The sequence below is a fragment of the Haloterrigena sp. H1 genome (genome assembly GCF_005938085.1).
GTDB lineage: Archaea > Halobacteriota > Halobacteria > Halobacteriales > Natrialbaceae > Natrinema.
In genome coordinates, this window is the sequence record NZ_SMZK01000002.1 from 318,624 (window position 1) to 339,242 (window position 20,619).

Here is a 20,619-nt window from a genome sequence, read left to right on the forward strand (position 1 = left end):
CAGTTCCCAGTCACAGTGTTGTCTCGGTTGCCGTTGCGAAATCGCTGTGAATCGCCAGTGAACTACCCCGCACTCCTCGCTCCCTCCGGTCGCTCCTCGAGGGCGGGGGGTTGGCACCCTCACCGCCACCACTAATCGAGCCTATTTCACCTCATTTACCTACTGTACCAATTCTACCTATTGTAACTACTGTCACTATTCCTGGGTGGGCATCGGTACACAAAACACGGGGACGTCAGCACCTCGGACGACGTTTTCGGTGACGCTGCCGAGCAGGTGACGCTCGAATCCGGAGCGACCGTGCGTTCCGATCACGATCATATCGACCGCCTTCTCGTCGGCATAGTTTAGAATAACCCTCGCTGGCGGGCCGTTTGCGACGGTTCCCGTAACGCTAACATCGCTTGCTTTCGCGCGTTCACGAACCGTCTCGAGTACGGTTTCGCCTGTGCGCTCGAGTTCGGACAGGATCGTACTCGGACTCGATCCCATCGTGAGCCGGCTCGTGTCTGCCGAGTACAGCGCGTGCACCATCGCGTCGAACACGTCCGCGAGGTGGACCCCCCAGTCGACGGCGGCCGTGGCACCGTCGCTGCCGTCCGTCGGCAGGAGCACGTTCTCGGTGGTCTCCGGAGTGACTGAGCTGTCAGCCGCGACCGGTGGGACGGCCAGTACCGGGATGTCGACCGTCCGAAGGACGTTTTCGGTCACGCTCCCGAGTACGATCCGCTCGAGCCCTGTCCGGCCTTTCGTCCCCATCGCGATGAGATCGATGTCGGCCGCATCGGCGTAGTCGTCGATACACTGAAACGGCGTGCCCCGTTCGATCGCCGTCGTGACCTCGAGGTCGGGGGCTCGTTCCTGAGCGATCGTCGCCACGGTTTCGACGGCTGTCTCGGCGTCGGCTTCGAGCGCGTCTCGTTCGTCCGCTACCGCGTCGGTGTCGAGAACTAACGAGAGATCATCGAAGTCTGACGTATCGACGACCGAGAGGGCGTGAACCTCCGCGTCCGCTGCAACAGCCAGGTCGATACCGCGTTTTGCGCCCGCGAGAGCGCCATCGCTCCCGTCTGTCGGTAGCAACACTGCATCAATCGACTCGGTTGCCGATGGCATTGTACTCCTTTTTCACCCTCTCGCCGAATAATTGTAGGGGTCACCGTACTGGGCGGCCGTCTGTCCGGCAGTAGTAGCTGAGCACTGCCGGCGAGACACACCAGTGTTATATGCTACTGTCTCTCGTTCGATGATCCGATGGGAGGAGCTCGTCGATTTACCGACCGAACTGATGCGGGTGAGCAACTCGCAACGGCGCTCCGTGAGCGGGAACTCGACGCGGATATCGCGCTTGCCATCCCACGGGGCGGTCTGCCGCTCGGGCGTGCCGTTGCCGACGCACTCGACGTCCCTCTCGATATCGTCGTCGCAAAGAAGATCGGTGCCCCGGGAAACCCGGAGTACGCGATCGGTGCTGTCGCAAGCGACGGGAGCGTTTGGCGGAACGAAACAGCGTTTCGGGGGACGAGCACCGATGAGGACTACTTCCAGGAAATGCGTGAGAAGGAAGCGGCGAACGCGCGTGAAAAGGCCGACCGCTATCGCGGTGGCCGGTCGGAACCCGATCTGACGGACAAAACCGTCGTCGTCGTCGACGACGGCGTGGCGACGGGATCGACTGTCAGAGCGTGTCTCAAGCGGCTTCAGAACACGGAGGCCGAGCGCATCGTACTCGCAGTGCCGGTCGGCCCGCCGAGTACGATCGACGAGTTGGCAGATGAAGCCGACGCGGTCGTCTGTCTCGAGACGCCCAGCGGCTTCCGGGGCGTCGGGCAGTTCTACACGGACTTCTCTCAAGTATCCGACGCGGAGGCGATGGAGTATCTGGAGACGGAGACGTGATCGGGATACGACGAACCACGTCGTGGGCGGCCACTCCTGTCCGCTCGCAGTCGGTTGCACGCCGATCGGGGGCTCTCCATCGCTTCTGGCGACGGAGACGGCGCGAGCCACGCGCTCAATGAGGGCCGCGAGGTGCTGGAATGACAGACACGCGACCAGAAGACGCACGGCCGGAACAAGAACCTCTCGAGCGCGCAGTTCTGAGAGAGACGGTTCGGGTGGCTCTCGAAGAGTGAGCGATTCCAACCGATCCACGCGACGATACCGCGATGCTGCCGACCAGTAGACATCGTATGCGCCGCGTCCTCGGTGTCTGTCTGTGCCGAGCCGAGGGCGAAGACGTCCTTGAAACCTCTTCGATACTGCGGCGTTCCTCTCATACGGTCTGCTGTCCCGATCTATCGGCGCACCCGCAGGACGGGTGGCGTATGCGCCGGCACTGACTGACGGTAGTCCGTATCAGGCCTCTGGACCGGTATTTTCGACGACTACTCCTGTTCCGCCGGTCGGTGACCGACCGGCAACAGATACAGCGCCGCGAGCCGTGTCGGCAGCGACAGCGCCGCTGCGACGGCAGTATCGGTGAACGCGCCGACGGGGCAGGTATTCAATCCGCGCGACTCGCAGACGAGGTGGACGTTCTCCGCGACGTGTCCGGCCTCCATGTGGACGTACCGCTCGCCGTGGTCTGGATACTGCCGTTTCGTTCGGTCGTCGTCTGCCGTTACCACGATCGTCATCGGTGCATCCGCGATGACTACCTGGTCGTGCGATGCGGTCGTGAGGTCGTCGTGGACGGCTGTCTCGAGTTCGCGCTCGAGTGCGTGTCGCTGTTGATCGTATCGGTACACACCCGGTTCCAGTTCCTCGCTTCCGTTCGGCGCGACCTCGAGAAAGACGGTGAGTGGATACGTCGCGCCGGCACTCGGCGCGGCGCGTAGCTCGACGCCGTCTCGGACGTGCGTTTGCCCCTGTGCCGCCCACAGAAGTTGGGAGACGGCCTCAAGTTCGATCGGCGTTCGGGCAAACGAACGGCGACTTTCTCTGGTTGCGATCGCTCGCTCGACGCTTATCGATCCGTCCATGTCGGGATCGGGTAGCTCGATCGGAGCCATAGTGATCGTTCGATAGCAGGGAAAAAATACCTCTCTCGAGAGACCGTTCGTGACGGTTCGGACGGTTGTCTGTGACCGTCTGTCGAAGGAGAGTACATACTCCGAGCCAGTTTCGACGCCGACCAGTGAGCGGTGTCGCCCGCGACACTATAGGTCTCCCTGTGAAAGCCATCGGTATGTCGCGGACAGTGCTCGTTCCCGTCGACGGATCGCCGTTATCGTTCGACGCACTCCGGCATGCGTGTCGAGAGTTTCCGGACGCAGAGATCGTCGCGTACCACGTCGTCGACTTGTTCAGGCCCGACTACGGGACGCTCGTGGATGTCGACTCGACGTACGAACCGATGATCGGGACGGCAGCGTGGGACCGTGCCGTCGAGGAGGCTACCGACCAGCTCTTTGCGGACGTTTCCGCCATCGCCGACGAGTACGACCGGGCGGTCGTGACCGACTCGGATATCGGCGACCCGAAGCGGCTCATCGTCGAGTACGCGACGGTCGAAGACGTCGACCACGTCGTCCTCGGCTCCCATGGACGGCTGGACGAACGGCGGCCACTCTACGGGAGTGTCACCGAGACCGTCGTCCGTCGTACCCCGGTCCCGGTCACTGTCGTTCGATGAGTCCGGCGCTCCCGACTCCCAGCATTTCCACGATGTATCACGATCGCTGTGTGTGTGGATGCGTTTGATGCCCGTTCGGAGTGAACGAGCGGGTATGTTTGGTACGATGCTCGTCCCGACTGACGGCAGCGCTGGTGCTGAAGCAACGATCAGTCATGCGCTCGAGTTCGCCCGCGCCTACGGCGCGGCCGTGCACGCGCTCTACGTCGTCGATACCGGTGCCGAGCCCGCTGGTATCGCCGGAGCCGACCGCGAGGAACTCTACGCGCCATCCGAACGACGGGGCCGCGAGGCGACGATCCGGATCACGGACCGTGCTGAGGACGCCGATCTGACGGCTGCTCGCGAGGTACGCGAGGGAGTCCCACATCAGGAGATTCTCACGTACACGGATGAACATGATATCGATATCATCGTGATGGGGACGCACGGTCGGACCGGCGCCGATCGGGCTCGTCTGGGGAGTACGACCGAACGTGTCCTCACGCTCGCTGACGTGCCGGTGCTTTCGGTCCGGCTGGGGGACGATCGCGAGACAGCGACAGCGGGGCCGTACGAGCGGATATTGATTCCAACCGACGGGAGCGACGCCGCCGAACGTGCCGCGGAAACAGCGCTCGACGTCGCCGAGAAATACGACGCCGACGTGCACGTCGTCTACGTCGTCGATCCGACACCGTACGTTCTCGAGGACGCATCACGGAGTATCGTTGGATTGCTCAAAGAGGGTGGACGCGAAGCGACGGAGACGGTCGCGACCATGGCACGCGATCGCGATCTCTCCGTGACGACACACATTCGTCGCGGCGAGCCGGCAACCGAACTGCTCACGTCGGCATCAGCAGTCGACGCCGACATCGTTGCGATGGGGACGCGCGGCCGGACCGTCGGGACCGGTCGATTACTGGGGAGTACGACAGCGCGCGTCGTTCGTCGTGCGCCGATTCCCGTGTTGACGGTCGGGTAGCGTCTTCGAGCCGTGTCCTGCGTCACCTCTCGAGGCGAGCTACTCCGAGTCGATCGCATCGAGAACGTCTGTTATCACGTCGCAGTGGTAGTATCGTACGACGTTGTCTTGTCTGTCATATTCGATCACCCCCGTGTCCTCGAGCATCGGCAAGTGGATGTGGTGGAGGTCTCTTTTCCAGCCGCTTACACTTTCGCCATCGCATGTCATCGACAGCAGTTGTGCCATCTGATCGATGCGAATCCAGTTACTGTCACAGTTTTCTAGCAATACGACGACCCGTCGTCGAGAGGCGTCCGCAAGCAGACGAAGCAGCTCGTCTGTCTCACATGTACACTGCACGAGTCCGTCTTCGTCCGTAATCGGGAACTCGGTCATGGCTCGCGCTGATCTGACTATCGAGAAACCGGTTGAAGTACCCCCTCCGGTATTCCCGCGATGTGAAAGTTCCGTACCTGCTGGATCGGCCGCCGAAGCAGTCGAAACTAGATCTGGTGGCTCGTCAAGCCTGACTTTGCTGGTCGAGCCGATCGCGGTTATCTGGTTCGACTCGCACGTCGACGCGTCACGGAGTACTAGTCCTGTCTTATATGTGCGCGCGCAAATCGTATTCGTTATCCGCTGGTGTCTCTGAAGACGGATGTGACCTCCGCAGAACCCCGTGCTGGCGAGGAGCAAGCGCTAGTCAGTCGTGGCTATCGGATTACCGTCGATGACGGCCGTGACTCGTTCTTTGCGATCTGCATCGAAGAACCGGACAGCGAGACGGCGTGGATCATGTCCGATACCGTCCGATCGCTGGAAGAGATGGTGTAGGTTGTCGCCGGCATGATCATATAGTCAGACTCCGTGAATTGAATCTATGGGGAAATATATCAAATGTCTCGGAAGTCTCCTCGTGGGCGTGCTCGGCTTTCTCGCTGTTGGGATCGGCGTGACCGAAGCGCTCGATCCCTACGTCTGGCCGTCTGCGATGCTGGGCTTACCTGCTGGGATCGTTGCCGGGGCTGCCTTGCTCCCACTTACACATCTGGGACTGACCTACTGGGAGGAGCGCACCGCCACTGGCACGGCGTCTCCGAAAACGTCGCGACGGCTTTGGGCGACGGTCGCGGCGATACTCGGTTTCCTCGGCGGTGGCGGGCTTGCCATGATCGTTCTCTCGACGCAGGCTATGGGACTTGCCACAGCGATATTATTTGGTGGCGTCCCGGTGGGGATCGTTTCGGCAGTGCTCGCCGCATACTTCGTCTTCCATCGTAACTGGGGGCATCGCTCCAAACCTGAGTCAGTGATCCGGTAACGTCTTACGGACACTTCCGTCGTCCGGGTCAGTCTCCGATCTCACAGCAAGCACGCTACTGTGTCGAACCGTTCCAACCGTTCCTGTTCCAGCCGTTCCCGTTCCTATTGTTCCTGCCCGCGAGCGTCGGGTTCTGGACCTCGCGGGTTTTAACAGCGGCGTTCAGAAACCGCGCCGCCTCGCATGTACTCGACATTTGAACGCTCTGTGGGCCTGAGACAAATCATTAAGACGAGTTCTGTGCTAACACCTAGCATGGCTGACCCAGACGAACTAGCGGAGTATCTCCCCGAGGACCTCGAGGTGACGTCTATCGAGCCGGAGGAACTCCGCAACCGTATTGCCGCAGGTGAACAGGTGACTATCCTCGATGTCCGTGCAGAAGACGAGTACGAAGAGTGGCACATCGAGGATGACGATATCACGACGGTGAACATCCCGTACTACGAATTCCTCGATGATGTCGACGACGAACTGCTTGAGCGGGTCCCGGAGGGCGATCCGGTCGTCGCTGTCTGCGCGAAGGGTGGCTCGAGCCACTTCGTCGCTGGAACGCTCCTCGAGCACGATGTCGACGCCGTAAACATGGCCGATGGGATGAACGGTTGGGCTCGCATCTACGACGTCGTCGAGGTATCGCGCGCGCCCGGGCCGGCGACTGTGCTGCAGCTTCAGCGGCCCTCGAGCGGGTGTCTCTCCTATCTCGTTCACCACGACGGCGAGGGGTGGCTCGTCGATTCGCTCCGGGCGTTCGCCGACTTCTACGTCGATCTCGCGGACGATCTCGATATCGAACTGACGTACGCGATTGACACGCACGTCCACGCGGACCACATCAGCGGCGTTCGCGAGGTTGCAGACCGCACTGATGCCACCGCCGTGCTGTCACAACGTGCCATCGAGCGGGGCGTCGAGTACGATGTGGATCGCACTGTTGAGAACGGTGACGCTCTCTCGGTCGGTGACGCCACCATCGAGGTTCACGCGACGCCGGGGCATACGACGGGGATGACGTCCTTCCTCGTCAATGACGGTGTGTTGCTGACGGGCGACGGCCTGTTCACGGAGAGCGTCGCGCGGCCGGATCTGGAAGAGGGGGCCGAGGGTGCACCCGACGCCGCCCGCCAACTGTACGACACCCTACAGGAGATCCTGTCGCTGCCGGACGACACCGTCATTGCGCCGGGGCACTTCAGCGACGCGGCCGAGCCAGCGTCGGACGGGACCTACACGGTGCGGCTGGGCGACCTTGAGGACCGCATGGCGGCGCTGTCGATGGACCGCGACAAGTTCGTCGAGTTCATCCTGTCGGATATGCCGCCACGGCCGGCCAACTTCGAGGAGATCATCGCGACGAATCTCGGCCAGCAGGACGTCGACGACGACCGTGCGTTCGAGTTAGAGCTTGGCCCGAACAACTGCGCTGCAACCCAAGAGGCGATGACGGGCGACTGATACGGACTCCTGTCAGTCAGGTCCGGCCCGCCCGCGACCCGCACTGCGGTCGGGCCGGTCACTCGTGACAGCAGACCGTATAATTACCCGAAGCTGAACACGTGGGCAGCGTCCGACGTTTCGTCGAGGAACGCGGCTGCACCGGCGAATTCCGTCGTCACCGCGTCATCCATTCCTTCGCGGTCCCAGCCGAGCATGTCGATGGTCGTCGTGCAGGCGACAGTCGTGACAAGCTCGTCTCCGGTTTCGACGAAGTCCGCGAGCATCTCGTAGGGATCGGGCACGCCCGCCTCGACCATCCGCTCGAAGTCGCCGAGGTCCTTCTCGCCCGCCATCAGATGGGAGAGGCCGTCGAACGTGAAGTAGACGACCACTTCTGTGTCCATTGCCAGGGCGACCTGACCGAGGTTCATCGCCATCGCGAGGCTTTTCGGATCGTCACTGTACACGATGATACCGATCTTGTCGATTGATGGCATTGTTACACCAGTAGTTGGATATCTGCATCGGCCATGTGCTCGAGTGCGGTCGCCGCGCCAACGCCCGTCGTGACGCCCTCGTAGAACTCGTCCTCGTCGTAGTCCATCAGGTCCTGGGTCATTTGGCAGGCCTGTAGCTCGACGCCCATCTCGAGTGAGGTGTCGATGAGCTCCTCGATGGTGGCCGTGTCGTTATCCTCGATGCGGCGGTTCATCATCCACGTCGTCATTCGATCCATGCCGGGAAGCGCGGCGAGGATGTTCGGGACCGGCATGTTCGGGTTCCCGACGGAACTCAATTTGAGTTCCGTCGAGCGCTCCTTGTGGAGCATCTCCAGGCCCCAAAACGTGTGAAAGACCGTGACGTCCCAGCCGAACGCTGCTGCCGTGCTCGCCAGAATGAGCGGTGGATACGCCATGTCCAGCGTGCCCTTCGTTGCGATGATGGTCATCCGCTTTTGGTCATTGTCGTCGCGTTTCACCGCGGCGAGATCATCCCGGAGGTCGTCTATTTGTTCTTGTAGGTGTGCCGTGTTTTGATCCGTCGTCGCTGCATCCGTCGGCGAATCAGTGCTCATGTCCCTGTCCTCCGGACGTAGTGTCGATAGACGGTCTCACCGTCTTCATCGCCTTCGGCTTGTTCGAGGAGCTCTACCCCGTCCGTCGAGCTCGCCCACCCTTTGATGTCGGACATACTTCCGGGGTCGGTCGCGATGACCGCAAGGACGTCTCCCGACTCAAGGCTGTCGACCGCCTGCTTCGCCTTCACAACCGGCATCGGGCAGTTCATCCCTTTCACGTCGACCGTTTCGGTGATGTCGTATTCCGTACTCATGTGTCTTGCCGGCCTCGTACAACAATAGCTATCATGAACAGGTGGATAAAGTTTCGTACCTCTGAAAATTGAGTGACATTCCCAACCGCAGATACTGGCGTTCGTGGCGTTATCGTCTGTTTCTGACAGCGGTGTTCGATCGAGGGGAGAGAAATCGCGACTTTAATCCAAACTGTATCGTCCACTGAAGTGCTCTTTATTCGGTATATTGTGCAATCCGCGCAAGTTTTAAGTGTTATCTTGACGCACGTTGATTGTTGCCATGAACCAACGGAGGTGGTCCCCATAACGAACTATGGCTTTGTCATCGACAACAGGAGGTGTATCGGCTGTCACGCATGCACGGTGGCCTGTAAGGGTGAGCACGACGATCCGATCGGCGTGAACAAAACGTGGGTCAAGTACATCGAGAAAGGCGAGTTCCCCAACACGAACCGCAACTTCTCGGTGATGCGGTGCAATCACTGTGCTGACTCTCCGTGTACCGACGTCTGTCCCGTGACTGCACTGTGGGAACGTGAGGATGGGATCGTCGACTTCGATCCGGAGCGCTGTATCGGCTGCAAAGCTTGCATGCAGGGGTGTCCGTACGACGCGCTCTATATCGACCCCAACTCGGAGACCGCGGCGAAGTGTAACTACTGTAGCCACCGGGTCGACACGGGTCGCGAGCCGGCCTGCGTGACCGTCTGTCCCGAGGACGCGATTCTCGCCGGCGATCTCGAGAACCCCGACACCGAAATCGCGCGCACGATCTCCCGCGAGGAGGTTCAGGCCCGCAAACCCGAGAAGGGGACGGAGCCGAAGCTGTTCTACGTTGACGGCGACGAGGGCAGCACCACCCCGGGGACGACCGCCCGCGAGGAACACTACATGTGGAGCGACGCGCCCCATCAAGTCGAGACCGAGGGCGGCTCGGTTCCCGATTTCGACCTCGAGAAGGCAGCCGAGTCGCTCGCGGCGTCCGATGTCTCGCTTGGCAGTGCCGACGGATCGGACGACTCGGAGGCCCGCGCTGACGGTGGACAGAAAGACTGTGGCTGTGACTCCTGTGCGTGCGGCGAAGGAGACACCGCAGACCGGCAGTCGGACGGCGGATACCAATCCGACGGTGGCTACGCCACTGAACCGTCCGGACGGACGCGTGACGACGAGGGCGACACGAGTCGAACCGAGCGCGCGTATGAACTCCTCCACGAGGAGGCAACGCGGGTTTACGACATCGGTGAGAGCCACTACGGCTCTTGGGGGTGGGAGGTGTACTCCTACACCTGGACGAAAGGGATCGCCGCCGGGATGCTCATGCTCCCGGCGCTGTTCATGCTGTTCGGACTGGTCGATCCCAATGTGGCCGCCTTCGGCGCGAGCGCGTTCTTCAGCGGCCTGTTTCTGGCGGCGACCGGTGTTCTCCTCATCCTGGATCTCGAGCAGCCAACGCGGTTCCACTGGGTGCTGTTGCGGCCGAACTGGAACTCCTGGCTCGTGAAGGGAGCCTACATAATCTCCGCAACTGGGGCGTATCTCGGGCTCGTCGTGTTGGGGGCGCTCCTCGGAATCGAGGCCATCGTCACCCCGCTCTCGCTTGGTGTGGCTGCTGTCCTCGGTGCGGCGACGGCGGTCTACACGGCGTTCCTGTTCAGCCAATCGAAGGGACGCGACCTCTGGCAGAGCCCCGCAATGCCGCTGCACATGTTCACGCAGTCGGTCATCGCCGGCAGCGCGACGCTGGTCGTCCTCGGCGTCGCGGGCGTGCCGTGGTTCGAAGCGATGGTCGGGCCATCGGCGCTGGCACTCGGTGCCGGCCTCGTCGGCCATGCCGTGCTGGTCGCCTCTGAGATCTTCACACCCCATCAGACCGAGGACGCCGAAGAGGCCGCCGCGCGCATCACTCGCGGCCGGTTCCGGACGGCGTTCTGGATCGGCGGCGTCGTTGTCGGCATCCTGTTGCCGCTTGCGGCGCTGGCCGTCGGTGTACCGATCCTCGCGGCGGTGGCCGGCGCGCTCGCGCTTGTCGGGCTGTTCGCCTTCGAGTATTGCTGGATAACCGCTCCGCAGACGATCTCACTCGCCTGACCATGGGACACGAATTCGATCCGAGCCGCATCGAGAAACTCGCCGAACGACTCGGCGTCATTTCGAATCGCACCGAGAACACGAAAAAACAGCGACAGCGTCGCGGCGTCGACGGCATCGACCGCATCGCTCCGGAGGGTGAACTCGGCTCATACCCCGACCCCGACCAGTGGCATGACTGGGTCGAGTACGAGTCCGAGGGCCTCCCGAAGGAGTACTCGGTCGTCCCGACGGCCTGCTTCAACTGCGAAGCCGGCTGTGGGCTGCTCACCTATATCGACAAGGAGACCGGCGACATCCGCAAAATCGAGGGCAATCCCGAACACCCCGGAAGCCGAGGGCGCAACTGCGCGAAGGGACCGGCCACGATCAACCAGATCAAAGACCCCCAGCGCATCCGCTATCCGCTCAAGCGTGACGGTCCACGTGGGAGCGGCGAGTGGACTCGCGTTTCTTGGGACGACGCCCTCGAGGACATCGCCACCGAGATGCGCGAGACCATCACTGACGGCCGCGAAAACGAGATTACCTATCACGTCGGCAGGCCTGGCCACGAGGGATATATGGACCGGGTCATCAATGCCTGGGGACTGGACGGTCACAACTCCCATACGAACATCTGCTCGGCGGGTGCCCGGGCGGGGTACGCCTTCTGGCACAAGTACGATCGGCCGAGCGCGGACTTCGCCAACGCCGAGTTCATCCTGCTGTTGTCCGCCCACCTCGAGTCGGGCCACTACTTCAACCCCCACGCGCAGCGAATCATCGAGGGTGTCATGGAGGGCGGCCAGCTCGCTGTCTTGGATCCGCGACTGTCGAACACCGCTGCCATGTCGGACTACTGGCTGCCTACCCAGCCCGGTAGCGAGGCCGCGGTTTTGCTGGCGATGGCGAACGTCATCCTCGAGGAAGGGCTCTACGACGAGGAGTTCCTCTACAACTGGGTGAACTGGCGGCAGTTCCTCGACGAGGAACATCCCGGCCGCGAACGGACGTTCGAGACGTACATCGACGTCCTCCAGGACACGTACGCGGGCTTTACACCCGAGTACGCCGAGGCCGAGAGCGGCGTCGACGCCGCCACGATCGAGAAAGTGGGTCGGAAAATCGGCATCGCCGGCTCGCGCTTTGCCAGCCACATCTGGCGCTCTGCGGCGTCGGGCAACGAGGGCGGCTGGCAGGTCAGTCGGGCACTGCATTTCCTGTCCGTGCTCACCGGCAGCGTTGGCACGAAAGGCGGCACCTCGCCCAACGCCTGGCACCAGTTCGAGCCGGAGCTGCCGAAGGAGCCGCCGCGCCAGCGGCTGTGGGACGAACTCCAGTTGCCGCCGGAGTGGCCGTTCGCCCACTACGAGATGAGCCAGCTTCTGCCGTACTTCCTCAAGGAAGGTCGCGGCAAGCTATCGGTGTATTTCACTCGCGTGTTCAACCCCGTCTACACCTACCCCGACGGATTCTCCTGGATCGAGGCGCTGAGCGACGAGGACAAAGTCGGGATGCACGTCGCGCTGACGCCCACCTGGAACGAGACGGCGTACTTCGCGGACTACGTCCTGCCGATGGGCCACAGTCCCGAACGCCACGACATCCAGAGTCAGGAAACCCACGCCGCGACGTGGGTCACCTACCGCCAGCCCGTCCAGCGGGAGTTCGCCGAACGCGAGGGCGAAGACATTGAGCGCACCTACGAAGCCAATCCGGGCGAAGTCTGGGAGGAAGACGAGTTCTGGATGGACCTCTCCTGGCGCGTCGATGAGGACGGCGAGCTAGGTATCCGGGAGCACTTCGAGAGCCCCTATCGAGATGGCGAGACGGCCGCAGCGAACGGCGGCGCGGCTACACAGCGAGGCGACAGCGCGGCCGAGCGGGAGGAATCGAGCAGTGACGAGGCCGCCGACGAACCGCCCCAGATGACCGTCGACGAGTACTACCGCTACGTCTTTGAGCACGAGGAAAACCTCGTCGAGGCAGCCGAAGAGGCTGGCATGGATCCCCTCGAGTACATGAAACACCATGGGGCGTTCGAGGCCAGCGAGAACGACTACGAACTCCACGAGGAGCCGCTCGATCCGGCGCTGCTCGAGGACGACGACGTGTTCGTCGACGAGTACGGGACCATCCACCGGGTACTGGACGAGGACGCCGACATCTCCATCCCGGAAGGGGCGGCGCAGTCGGCCGAAATCGATACCGGTGCCGACCACCCTGAAGGATACGACACGATTCCACACGGTGGGGTCTCGGACCTCGAGACACAGGTGCTCGGCGTGCTCGTCGACGGCGAACCGAAACGCGGGTTCCCCTCGCCGACCGGAAAGCAGCAGTTCTACTCGAAGACGCTCGCCGAGTGGGGCTGGGACGACGAGGAATACACCATCCCCCACTATCTGAAAAGCCACGTCCATCCCGAAAACATCGACTACGAGAACGGTGAGATGGTGCTCGTGCCGACGTTCCGCCTGCCGACGGCGATTCATTCTCGCTCGTCGAACTCCAAATGGCTCGAGGAAATCTCGCACAACAACCCGGTCTGGCTGCACCGTACGGATGCCGAGAGACTGGGAGTCGAGACGGGCGACCTCGTGCGCGTCGAGACGGACATCGGCTACTACGTCAACGAGGTCTGGGTCACCGAGTCGATCAAGCCCGGGATCGCTGCGATGAGCCACCACATGGGTCAGTGGAAAATCGACCGTGACGGCGACGGTGAGGCTGATGGGGACTTCGACGAGGGCGGTGATCCCTACGGGAAGGTCACGGTCGATCTGAAAGACGAAGATAGCCAGTGGGGGATGCGCCAGCAGTCCGGCATCGGGCCGTTCGAGAGCGACGATCCCGATTCCGCGAGGGTCTGGTGGACCGACGGTGGCGTTCCACAGAACCTCACGCATGCACCTCATCCCGACCCCATCTCGGGGATGCACTGCTGGCACCAGAAGGTCCGGATCCGGCCGGCGAAGGCGGACGACTACTACGGTGATGTCTACGTCGATACCGACCGCGCCATGGAGATCTACCGCGAGTGGGTCGAGAAGACACAGCCGGTCGATGGGCCGGACGGGAAACGCCGGCCGAAGTGGCTCAAACGACCGATCGCGCCGCCGTCAGATCCCGACGATGACGATGCCTGGTATCTGGATGGCCCGATCGGTCGCGAGCAGCGATGGGATCCGGATGAGTTCGGCCCGCAGGGCGAGGACTGACCAGCGATGGACGATTCCGACGACTGTCCTCGCGCCGGACGGACCGATACGGTATCGACAGCGCCAGCTGACGCCGGTCGGGGGGACGATATCGCCGCGGCCATCCGGGAGGCTATTGCCTCGGCAGGCGTGGGAACGGAAGACCTCTATGCCGACCTTGTGGCGATCGATGGCGTTAGTGACGTCGCCATACGCGATGGCGTGGCGTCGGTCGAGATCTCGCTGCCAGTGCCGAGCAAGACACTCCGCGAGCGACTCGCTGCGGAGGTGATCGCTGCCGCCGAGTCTGTCGATGGTGTCGACTCGGTCGACGTCGACTTCCGGGCCAGCGCTGCCGATCCGGGAGAACACGTCGACATGCTTCCTAACGTCAACAACGTCGTCGCCGTCGCGTCGGGCAAGGGTGGTGTCGGCAAGAGTACTGTCGCGGCGAACCTCGCGGTTGCGCTGGCCGATACGGGCGCGGCCGTTGGCCTGCTCGATGCCGACGTGTACGGGCCGAACGCGCCGACGATGCTCGGCCTCGATGAGCGACAACCCAACGCCACGAGCGACGACGAGATGGTCCCGCGCGAGTCCTACGGCGTCCGGACGATGAGCATGGAGTTCATCACCGGTGAGGACGACCCAATCATCTGGCGCGGCCCGCTGGTCGACGAGTTCATCAAACAACTGTTCGGCGACGTTCAGTGGGGTGAACTGGACTATCTGATTGTGGACTTGCCACCTGGAACGGGGGACGCACATCTCTCGCTGGTGCAGCACTTCCCTGTCGCCGGCGCTGTTATCGTGACTACCCCACAGGAAGTCGCGGTCGACGACGCCGCCCGTGGCCTCGTCGGTTTCGCACGCCACGACACACCGGTGTTGGGGATCGTCGAGAACATGGCCGGATTCGAGTGTCCGGACTGCGAGTCCCTTCACGATATCTTCGGAACCGGCGGTGCCGACGATCTGGCCGAGCAGTTCGACGTTCCCGTTCTGGGTCGCATCCCACTCGAGCCAGCCCTCGGGATGATGGACGGTGACGGCGAGTCCGCACGTCCTCCGGGTATCGACGTTCCACTCGTCGGTCGCCTCGAGCTACCTCGGACGCACGAGGAGCGAACGCGAGGCGACAAAGCGCCCCCGCTTGCTCTCAGGGCTGACGGCGGTGCCGCCCGTGAGAAGTTGCGGATTGCTGCGAGCCGAATCGCAGCACGGCTGAACGAGGCTGCTGTGACATTCCAAGACTGATCGTCGAACTGAGTTGGGTTTCTTGTTTCAGGTGGGGCTCGAGGCGGTCGCGAGGATAGCTGACTGGCCGTTGGTATTCGCGGCTACTCGACGACGACTGCACCTTTCATTCCTTGCTGACGGTGTGGCTCACAGACGTAGAGGTACGTGCCAGTGTCCTCGAACTGGTATTCGAACGTAAACCCTTCTTCGCTTTTGACATCCTCCCCGCGCTAAAGCGCGAGGATTCCCCCGTTGGGGGTTCGGCTACCGACCCACGGAGGCAACTTGCGGGTTTGTGCGCACTTCTTTGGGACTTTCATGAGGGTGTGGTTTCCCCGACCAGTCGTGGTCGTCCCACTCGAATCGCACGGGCCGTGCCATCGGCCTGATTTCGCAATCGCTGTGTTCTCGAAGGAACGTCTCTGACGCCGTGAGGTCGGCGTGCCCCTCGAAACCGCACGGACACGTCAGTGTATCTTCGTGGCGAACCGTCGCCTCATGGTCGCCACACTCGGGACACGTCTGACTCGTCCACGCTTCCGACTCGGCTTCCAGAGAGATGCCGTACTCCTCACAGACACACACGAGACGATGGATAAAATTCTTGAACGCCCAGAAGTTGTGCGTCTTCTCGTTCACCTTGACCGACCAGTGCGTTTCCAGCACGTCGGTCAAGTCGCCCACGTACACTGTCGCCACGCCCTCGTCGTACAGCCGTTCAACGAGCTCGCGCACCAGCGCGTTCTGTGCGTGGTCACGGCGTTTCGTCCGCTGTCGGTACAGCCGTCGAATCCGATTCGAGGAGTAGCACCCCTCTCGGAGTTTTGACTGTAGACGGGCGATTTCGTCGGTCGTCTCGCGGAACCGTCCGAACAACTCCCGACCGTCGTAGAGGTACTGGTTCCCAGTGGTCGTGGAACACGCGACGAGATTGTTCGCGCCAACGTCGAGGGCGGCTTCGTGAGAAGCCAGTGGTGAATCCAGTCGAGAATCAGGTACGGTGACTGGTTGAAAAGCCCTGAACGTGTCGCTCACCTCGTCATACTCAAGTTCCAGACGACCCTGTTTCCCCTCCCATTTCGGGTTGCCTCGGACTTCGAGGCGGAGTCGTTCGTGGTAGCCGAGTCCGTATTCGTCTTTCAGTTCTTGCCCGACAGGAATTTCGAGACGCGACCGCTTTCCCCACTGAATCGTGTACTGGTTGCACCGAATGTAGGTGCAGAGTTCGCGCCCATCTGCCTCGTTGCCCCAGTACGACGGTGGGTTGGCGTACTCGCCTTTCTCCTTGAGGGCGAAGAACGACCGCCACGCTTCGCTGTTCTTGCGCGTGACCTGTTGAACGGTCGCGCTTCCGACGACACCGTTGTACTGTCCACGGTATTCGGAAGTGTCCCACACGTCGCCGTCACCGAAGTAGTTCTGACGACGTTCGTAGGTCAGTTCGTTCCACAGGGAGGCGGAGGCGTCGAGTAGCCGTAGGAGGCACTCTTTGCTGTTCTCGGACTGTGGAACCACCTCGAAGGTGTTGACGCGCTTCATTTGTCGTCGCTCTCCTGTTCAGCGATGTAGCGTTCGACAGCGCCCTTCGTGGCGCTTCCCGCCGTACCGACGTAGTACGAACGAGTCCATTTCACGCGGTCGTCGTAGCGCTGGTTATACTTCCGCGCCGAGATGCCTTTCACCCAGTTGACGATGAGTGATGGGGCGTTCTTCGGCGGACTCCCGATAAACAGGTGTACGTGGTCGGGCATGACCTCGCACTCGGCCAGTTCGAGGCCCTTGTCCTCACAGATTTCCGTGAAGATGGCTTCGAGACGTTCCTTCGTCTTCCCCGTCAGGTTCGAGCGCCGATACTGAGCGGAACCCTGTTCCGCGAGGTCAGCGGAATCTTCGATTCCGCCCGATTTCGGCACGAACACTATGTGGTAGTAGAGTTCGTATTTCGCGTGACGGGTACTCTTTACCATCTATGCATACTATTGTGACCGGACGGGTTAAAGATTGCGTGGGAACCCCGCCTACGCCATCGTCGGCGGTTGAATACTGTTGGTCGGCTTCATCCCCGCCCTGAAGTGCGAGGCTTTTGCCTCGAATTTTCCGTAAGATGACGAGGTCCGCGTCTTCGAACGGGTCGTTGCGGCGATTAGTGCTCGCCCCAAGTCATAGCAATCTGGAGCGTAGCCTCGCTATTTCACATGAAGGGAGCGAATATCCATAATTCTGAGAAGAACGGGCTGCTGAATATCGAGGGTGAGTTCAGCACCAGCATAACCACCGGCCCCGGCCAACGTATAAGTACGGGGTGAGACAACACTCCCGGAAGATGAATGGTAGTGAACTGCACGGCGACCCCGAACGGACACGGCGCTTTTTGGAACTCGTCCTCAAGACAGGTGAGATGAACGGTGCGTACGTCGATACCGACCTCAGACACACGTGGGTTCACAACTCTGCCCCGGAACCCCCGGACGAGGAGACCCTCGGCAAGACCGATGCAGAACTGTTCTCCGAGGAGATGGCAGAGCCCACGATGAGTATCAAACGGGAGGCCATCGAAACTGAATCGCACGTCGGGCGCGAGTTCACGTTCATCAAGCCGTGGGGGCAGAACCGATATCGAGCGGCTGCCGAACCACTCTACGATGGCGATGGGGAGGTTGAAGGAGCCATGTTCGCAGCCATCGACTTCTCCGACAGGTACCGGCTTCTCGAACGGACTATCGACGCCGTCTACACCGTTGACTCCGACTGGGAAGTCACGTTCTGGAACGAGCGGATGGCAGACCGGACAGGCACAGAGCCTCAGGAGATCGTGGGGAAGAACCTGTGGGAGGTCTTCGGCGACTCCATTCCCGACGAACTCGAAGAGCGGTATCGGCGCGTGATGGCGACGGGTGAGCCAGCCGAGTTTGAGCAGTACCTTCCTGAGCCATACGATTACTGGGTCGAGATTCGGGTGTTTGCCGACGAAAACGGCATCTCGGTCTACTCCCGGAACATCAGCGAGCGGAAGGAGTACGAGGAGCGGCTGAAACGCCAGCGAGATACATTAGACGTATTGAACCGGGTACTCACGCACGATATCCGAAACGACCTCCAGCTCGTCACTGCCTACGCCGATATGATTGCCGACCGTCTCGGCGAGGAAGATCAAGAATACGTAGCGACCATCTCTGAGAGTGCGGAACACGCTGTCGAACTCACGGCGACCGCAGCCGAAATCCCGAAAGTTCTCTTCGCGGAGGACGAGTCGCTGCGGCGTCTCTCGCTTCGGGACGTTCTACACGCGGAGATCGAAAGCGTCCGAACAGCCCATCCCGACGCTGCCATTCTGGTCACCGATGAGATTCAGCAGGCTACCGTCATCGCAGACGGTATGCTTGGCTCTGTGTTCCGGAACCTACTGAAGAATGCTGTCCAACACAACGACAAGCAAGTCCCAGAAGTGCGTATCTCTACAGACGAGCGTCCCGACGAGGTTATCGTCAGAATCGCGGATAATGGCCCAGGTATCCCAGACCCGCAGAAGGACACGATCTTTGGGAAGGGGGAGAAAGGACTGGAGAGCCGAGGGACAGGAATCGGCCTCTACCTCGTCAACGTTCTGGTTGACCGGTACAATGGGGAGGTACACGTATCGGATACCACTCCTGAGGGAACGGTTTTCTCCGTCACTTTACCCAGAGTTATTGAAGAGCAATCAAGGGAGTAGCACCAGAGTCCAGGCTCTACCCTCGTAAGCGAATGTCCGTTTGAACCTGACCGACTCGCGCCCTCATGCAGCACGACTTCTGTGACTTGTGATCAACAGGGCCATCTAGCGGGGTGATCCTTGGCGGCCAGAACTAGCGATCTTATTGCCACTTGCTTCCTCTGTACTAGACCGCTGGACCGGTTCGTAGCCTGCTGACTTCCTCAACCCACGTGGATAATGTGTCCAGTAGCTCGTGTATAGGTGTTATCCGATTACGACCCCCTCTCACCAGTCGCTACCACGGGTCGAGTGGTCCACCCGACGTCACTTTGTCGACCGCCACGTATCGGTCGTGGACGACGCAGACGGCGGTGGCGAGCAGTCCGGCACCGATCCCGGCGATGCCGACCGGGCCGACGAAGAGATTGCCCGCACCGGTGAGGTAGACAAGCGAGAGCGACGCTACGGCGTTGAACGAACCGTGGAGCAGCGTCGCGGCGAGGACGGACCTCGCACGGACGGTCAGGTAGGTGAACAGCGGGGAGGCGGCGACCGTCCAGCCAATCATCACGACGACTCCTGCGACCGGTGCGTCGGGGAAGTTGTGTCCCTGGACGATCAGCGGTGCGTGCCAGATACCCCAGACGACGCCCGTCAGGAGCGATAGCCGCCAGAACCCGAGCGGTGAGAGTTCTCGTAGGAGCAGTCCCCGCCAGCCCAACTCTTCTCCCAACGCTGCGACAGCATTGATCGTCAGTCCCCCGATAAGCCCTTGCAGGACGAAAAACACGGGAATGGGAACCGGTACATCCTCGAGGGCGGCCAGTGAGGCTTCGACCTGTGCCTCGGGTAGCCCGAGTTCACGGAGGAACGCCCCGTAGTCCGTCGTGAAAGAGACCTCCGGAAAGATGACACCGATCCCGACCGTCAGTGCGAGAAGTCCGACTGGTGTCAACCAGGCTAGGCCGACCCACCGGAGTCGTCCCCTGCGGAGTCCACAGCCGGTTCGGACTGACTTGCCGTCCCACCACTGAATCAGTATCGCGGCAACGGCTGGCGCCCACATATAGACGACGACCACGAGGACCGTTCCACGGAGACCCCTCAGGTCGACATCGACAATAGCGAACACGGTGGCCCCCACCCACGAGATGCCGAATGCAAGCGCAAGAAACACGAGGACCTTGCGCACATTGACCTTCCTGAGGTTCGATGACGACATCTGCTGGGTTATCGAATATCCGACTGAAGTATCAGCGTGCCGGTTTCTCCCCAACGGGAACGGCCTGTCCGATGAATCTCGGTCGTGCACCGCATCCAAACGGCCAATACGACGACCTCGGCAGGTCCAGATTCGTCGTCAAGTTTCGTTCTCTCAGCTGTGATCAGAGCGATTTCATTTTTGGAGACTCTGGAGTGATCAGACAGAGGATACGTCCAGCACGATCGTGCGACATATTAAAGAATTAGCGTTTGTCGCACCGTGAGAACTATCATTCGGTCAATAACTTGTAGACAAGTATCACACCCGTATTATATGGAACGCTAGAGTCGAAAACATGTGAGTAGGGCCCAATGGTGCCGAGACCGCTCAGAGAAGCACGAGTGACGTCGTACCGTGTTCGTCTCCCAGCGGTCTTCAACTCGGCCCATAGTCACCATCTCCGGACTAGACATCGACGACTGGCACCAGTTGGAAGAATAACGACGAACGATTCGTATTGATAAACAATGCATTCTACAGAAAAACCAGCG

At 61.3% G+C, this 20,619-nt stretch carries 18 protein-coding genes and 2 pseudogenes; 10 read left to right on the forward strand and 10 right to left on the reverse strand.

Translation table 11 applies throughout. From position 1 onward, the window contains the following. Positions 1 to 195: 195 nt before the first annotated feature. Positions 196 to 1,116, reverse strand: a complete 921-nt coding sequence (locus E2L06_RS16880; protein ID WP_138782809.1) for a universal stress protein — start codon at positions 1,114 to 1,116, stop codon at positions 196 to 198. A gap of 138 nt (positions 1,117 to 1,254) precedes the next feature. Here E2L06_RS16880 and E2L06_RS16885 point away from each other — a divergent pair, with 138 nt between their 5' ends. Then, positions 1,255 to 1,899 carry a phosphoribosyltransferase gene (locus E2L06_RS16885; RefSeq protein WP_138782810.1) on the forward strand — a complete coding sequence of 215 codons (645 nt, stop codon included), beginning with the start codon at positions 1,255 to 1,257 and terminating at the stop codon, positions 1,897 to 1,899. A 488-nt stretch (positions 1,900 to 2,387) separates the two neighbouring features. On the opposite strand, the gene E2L06_RS16895 is transcribed toward E2L06_RS16885, so the two are convergent. Beyond that, complete coding sequence (locus tag E2L06_RS16895; protein ID WP_138782811.1) at positions 2,388 to 3,014, reverse strand: SagB/ThcOx family dehydrogenase; 627 nt, start codon at positions 3,012 to 3,014, stop codon at positions 2,388 to 2,390. 176 nt (positions 3,015 to 3,190) lie between these two features. On the opposite strand from E2L06_RS16895, the gene E2L06_RS16900 reads away from it, so the two are divergent. Together E2L06_RS16900 and E2L06_RS16905 are read left to right on the forward strand one after the other, a co-directional pair. Beyond that, entirely contained in the window at positions 3,191 to 3,637 is a 447-nt protein-coding gene (locus E2L06_RS16900; protein ID WP_138782812.1) for a universal stress protein, read from the forward strand. A 94-nt stretch (positions 3,638 to 3,731) separates the two neighbouring features. After that, positions 3,732 to 4,604 carry a universal stress protein gene (locus E2L06_RS16905; protein ID WP_171052416.1) on the forward strand — a complete coding sequence of 291 codons (873 nt, stop codon included), beginning with the start codon at positions 3,732 to 3,734 and terminating at the stop codon, positions 4,602 to 4,604. 39 nt (positions 4,605 to 4,643) lie between these two features. Here the strand turns inward: E2L06_RS16905 and E2L06_RS16910 are convergent, their stop codons facing one another. Next, positions 4,644 to 4,982: an ArsR family transcriptional regulator gene (locus E2L06_RS16910; protein ID WP_138782814.1), complete on the reverse strand. Its 339-nt coding sequence runs from the start codon at positions 4,980 to 4,982 to the stop codon at positions 4,644 to 4,646. A 264-nt stretch (positions 4,983 to 5,246) separates the two neighbouring features. On the opposite strand from E2L06_RS16910, the gene E2L06_RS22060 reads away from it, so the two are divergent. The 3 genes from E2L06_RS22060 (at position 5,247) to E2L06_RS16920 (ending at position 7,362) form a co-directional block, all read left to right on the forward strand. Then, positions 5,247 to 5,420, forward strand: coding sequence for a hypothetical protein (locus E2L06_RS22060; protein ID WP_171052417.1), 174 nt, complete (start codon positions 5,247 to 5,249; stop codon positions 5,418 to 5,420). Positions 5,421 to 5,466: 46 nt separating this feature from the next. Beyond that, positions 5,467 to 5,907: a hypothetical protein gene (locus E2L06_RS16915; RefSeq protein ID WP_249361486.1), complete on the forward strand. Its 441-nt coding sequence runs from the start codon at positions 5,467 to 5,469 to the stop codon at positions 5,905 to 5,907. Positions 5,908 to 6,162: 255 nt separating this feature from the next. Then, positions 6,163 to 7,362, forward strand: a complete 1,200-nt coding sequence (locus E2L06_RS16920; RefSeq protein WP_138782816.1) for an MBL fold metallo-hydrolase — start codon at positions 6,163 to 6,165, stop codon at positions 7,360 to 7,362. Between the two features lie 83 nt (positions 7,363 to 7,445). Here E2L06_RS16920 and E2L06_RS16925 read toward each other — a convergent pair whose 3' ends face one another. From E2L06_RS16925 to E2L06_RS16935, 3 genes are read right to left on the reverse strand one after another with little or no spacing between them, the layout of a single operon-like run. Beyond that, entirely contained in the window at positions 7,446 to 7,841 is a 396-nt protein-coding gene (locus tag E2L06_RS16925; protein ID WP_171052418.1) for a DsrE family protein, read from the reverse strand. 2 nt (positions 7,842 to 7,843) lie between these two features. Then, positions 7,844 to 8,419, reverse strand: a complete 576-nt coding sequence (locus E2L06_RS16930; RefSeq protein WP_138782817.1) for a DsrE/DsrF/DrsH-like family protein — start codon at positions 8,417 to 8,419, stop codon at positions 7,844 to 7,846. Continuing rightward, on the reverse strand, positions 8,416 to 8,676 hold the full coding sequence (locus E2L06_RS16935; RefSeq protein ID WP_138782818.1) for a sulfurtransferase TusA family protein: 261 nt from the start codon (positions 8,674 to 8,676) through the stop codon (positions 8,416 to 8,418). Before E2L06_RS16935 ends, E2L06_RS16930 begins: the two co-directional genes overlap by 4 nt. A gap of 345 nt (positions 8,677 to 9,021) precedes the next feature. Between E2L06_RS16935 and E2L06_RS16940 the strand changes: the two genes are divergently transcribed. The 3 genes and pseudogenes from E2L06_RS16940 to E2L06_RS16950 all read left to right on the forward strand — a co-directional run bounded on the left by E2L06_RS16940 (position 9,022) and on the right by E2L06_RS16950 (position 15,188). Beyond that, positions 9,022 to 10,749, forward strand: a complete 1,728-nt coding sequence (locus E2L06_RS16940) for a 4Fe-4S dicluster domain-containing protein (RefSeq protein WP_212750800.1) — start codon at positions 9,022 to 9,024, stop codon at positions 10,747 to 10,749. A gap of 2 nt (positions 10,750 to 10,751) precedes the next feature. Then, a pseudogene (locus E2L06_RS16945) lies at positions 10,752 to 13,427 on the forward strand (molybdopterin-dependent oxidoreductase); the annotation flags it as partial. A 531-nt stretch (positions 13,428 to 13,958) separates the two neighbouring features. Continuing rightward, positions 13,959 to 15,188 (forward strand): Mrp/NBP35 family ATP-binding protein, encoded by a 1,230-nt coding sequence (locus tag E2L06_RS16950; RefSeq protein ID WP_138782821.1) that lies wholly within the window; start codon positions 13,959 to 13,961, stop codon positions 15,186 to 15,188. 83 nt (positions 15,189 to 15,271) lie between these two features. Here E2L06_RS16950 and E2L06_RS22820 read toward each other — a convergent pair. The 3 genes and pseudogenes from E2L06_RS22820 to tnpA all read right to left on the reverse strand — a co-directional run. Continuing rightward, positions 15,272 to 15,367: pseudogene (locus E2L06_RS22820) on the reverse strand (plastocyanin/azurin family copper-binding protein); the annotation flags it as partial. A 67-nt stretch (positions 15,368 to 15,434) separates the two neighbouring features. Further along, positions 15,435 to 16,709, reverse strand: a complete 1,275-nt coding sequence (locus tag E2L06_RS16960) for an RNA-guided endonuclease TnpB family protein (RefSeq protein ID WP_138782822.1) — start codon at positions 16,707 to 16,709, stop codon at positions 15,435 to 15,437. Continuing rightward, positions 16,706 to 17,137 (reverse strand): IS200/IS605 family transposase, encoded by a 432-nt coding sequence (tnpA, locus tag E2L06_RS16965; protein ID WP_138782823.1) that lies wholly within the window; start codon positions 17,135 to 17,137, stop codon positions 16,706 to 16,708. The genes E2L06_RS16960 and tnpA overlap by 4 nt, the downstream gene beginning before the upstream one ends. Positions 17,138 to 17,493: 356 nt before the next feature. On the opposite strand from tnpA, the gene E2L06_RS16970 reads away from it, so the two are divergent. Next, positions 17,494 to 18,882 carry a PAS domain-containing protein gene (locus tag E2L06_RS16970; RefSeq protein WP_138782824.1) on the forward strand — a complete coding sequence of 463 codons (1,389 nt, stop codon included), beginning with the start codon at positions 17,494 to 17,496 and terminating at the stop codon, positions 18,880 to 18,882. Positions 18,883 to 19,159: 277 nt separating this feature from the next. On the opposite strand, the gene E2L06_RS16975 is transcribed toward E2L06_RS16970, so the two are convergent. Further along, positions 19,160 to 20,086 (reverse strand): CPBP family intramembrane glutamic endopeptidase, encoded by a 927-nt coding sequence (locus tag E2L06_RS16975; protein WP_138782825.1) that lies wholly within the window; start codon positions 20,084 to 20,086, stop codon positions 19,160 to 19,162. Between the last annotated feature and the right edge of the window lie 533 nt (positions 20,087 to 20,619).

Excerpts from the sequence above, each read along its gene's own strand:
- E2L06_RS16920 (WP_138782816.1), top strand. The coding sequence starts at position 6,163 with ATGGCTGACCCAGACGAACTAGCGGAGTATCTCCCCGAGGACCTCGAG.
- E2L06_RS16915 (WP_249361486.1), top strand. The coding sequence starts at position 5,467 with ATGGGGAAATATATCAAATGTCTCGGAAGTCTCCTCGTGGGCGTGCTC.
- E2L06_RS16930 (WP_138782817.1), bottom strand. The coding sequence starts at position 8,419 with ATGAGCACTGATTCGCCGACGGATGCAGCGACGACGGATCAAAACACG.
- E2L06_RS16905 (WP_171052416.1), top strand. The coding sequence starts at position 3,732 with ATGTTTGGTACGATGCTCGTCCCGACTGACGGCAGCGCTGGTGCTGAA.
- E2L06_RS16885 (WP_138782810.1), top strand. The coding sequence starts at position 1,255 with ATGGGAGGAGCTCGTCGATTTACCGACCGAACTGATGCGGGTGAGCAA.
- E2L06_RS16975 (WP_138782825.1), bottom strand. The coding sequence starts at position 20,086 with ATGTCGTCATCGAACCTCAGGAAGGTCAATGTGCGCAAGGTCCTCGTG.
- E2L06_RS16935 (WP_138782818.1), bottom strand. The coding sequence starts at position 8,676 with ATGAGTACGGAATACGACATCACCGAAACGGTCGACGTGAAAGGGATG.
- E2L06_RS16910 (WP_138782814.1), bottom strand. The coding sequence starts at position 4,982 with ATGACCGAGTTCCCGATTACGGACGAAGACGGACTCGTGCAGTGTACA.
- tnpA (WP_138782823.1), bottom strand. The coding sequence starts at position 17,137 with ATGGTAAAGAGTACCCGTCACGCGAAATACGAACTCTACTACCACATA.
- E2L06_RS16895 (WP_138782811.1), bottom strand. The coding sequence starts at position 3,014 with ATGGCTCCGATCGAGCTACCCGATCCCGACATGGACGGATCGATAAGC.
- E2L06_RS16925 (WP_171052418.1), bottom strand. The coding sequence starts at position 7,841 with ATGCCATCAATCGACAAGATCGGTATCATCGTGTACAGTGACGATCCG.
- E2L06_RS16960 (WP_138782822.1), bottom strand. The coding sequence starts at position 16,709 with ATGAAGCGCGTCAACACCTTCGAGGTGGTTCCACAGTCCGAGAACAGC.
- E2L06_RS16970 (WP_138782824.1), top strand. The coding sequence starts at position 17,494 with ATGAATGGTAGTGAACTGCACGGCGACCCCGAACGGACACGGCGCTTT.
- E2L06_RS16950 (WP_138782821.1), top strand. The coding sequence starts at position 13,959 with ATGGACGATTCCGACGACTGTCCTCGCGCCGGACGGACCGATACGGTA.
- E2L06_RS16880 (WP_138782809.1), bottom strand. The coding sequence starts at position 1,116 with ATGCCATCGGCAACCGAGTCGATTGATGCAGTGTTGCTACCGACAGAC.
- E2L06_RS16900 (WP_138782812.1), top strand. The coding sequence starts at position 3,191 with ATGTCGCGGACAGTGCTCGTTCCCGTCGACGGATCGCCGTTATCGTTC.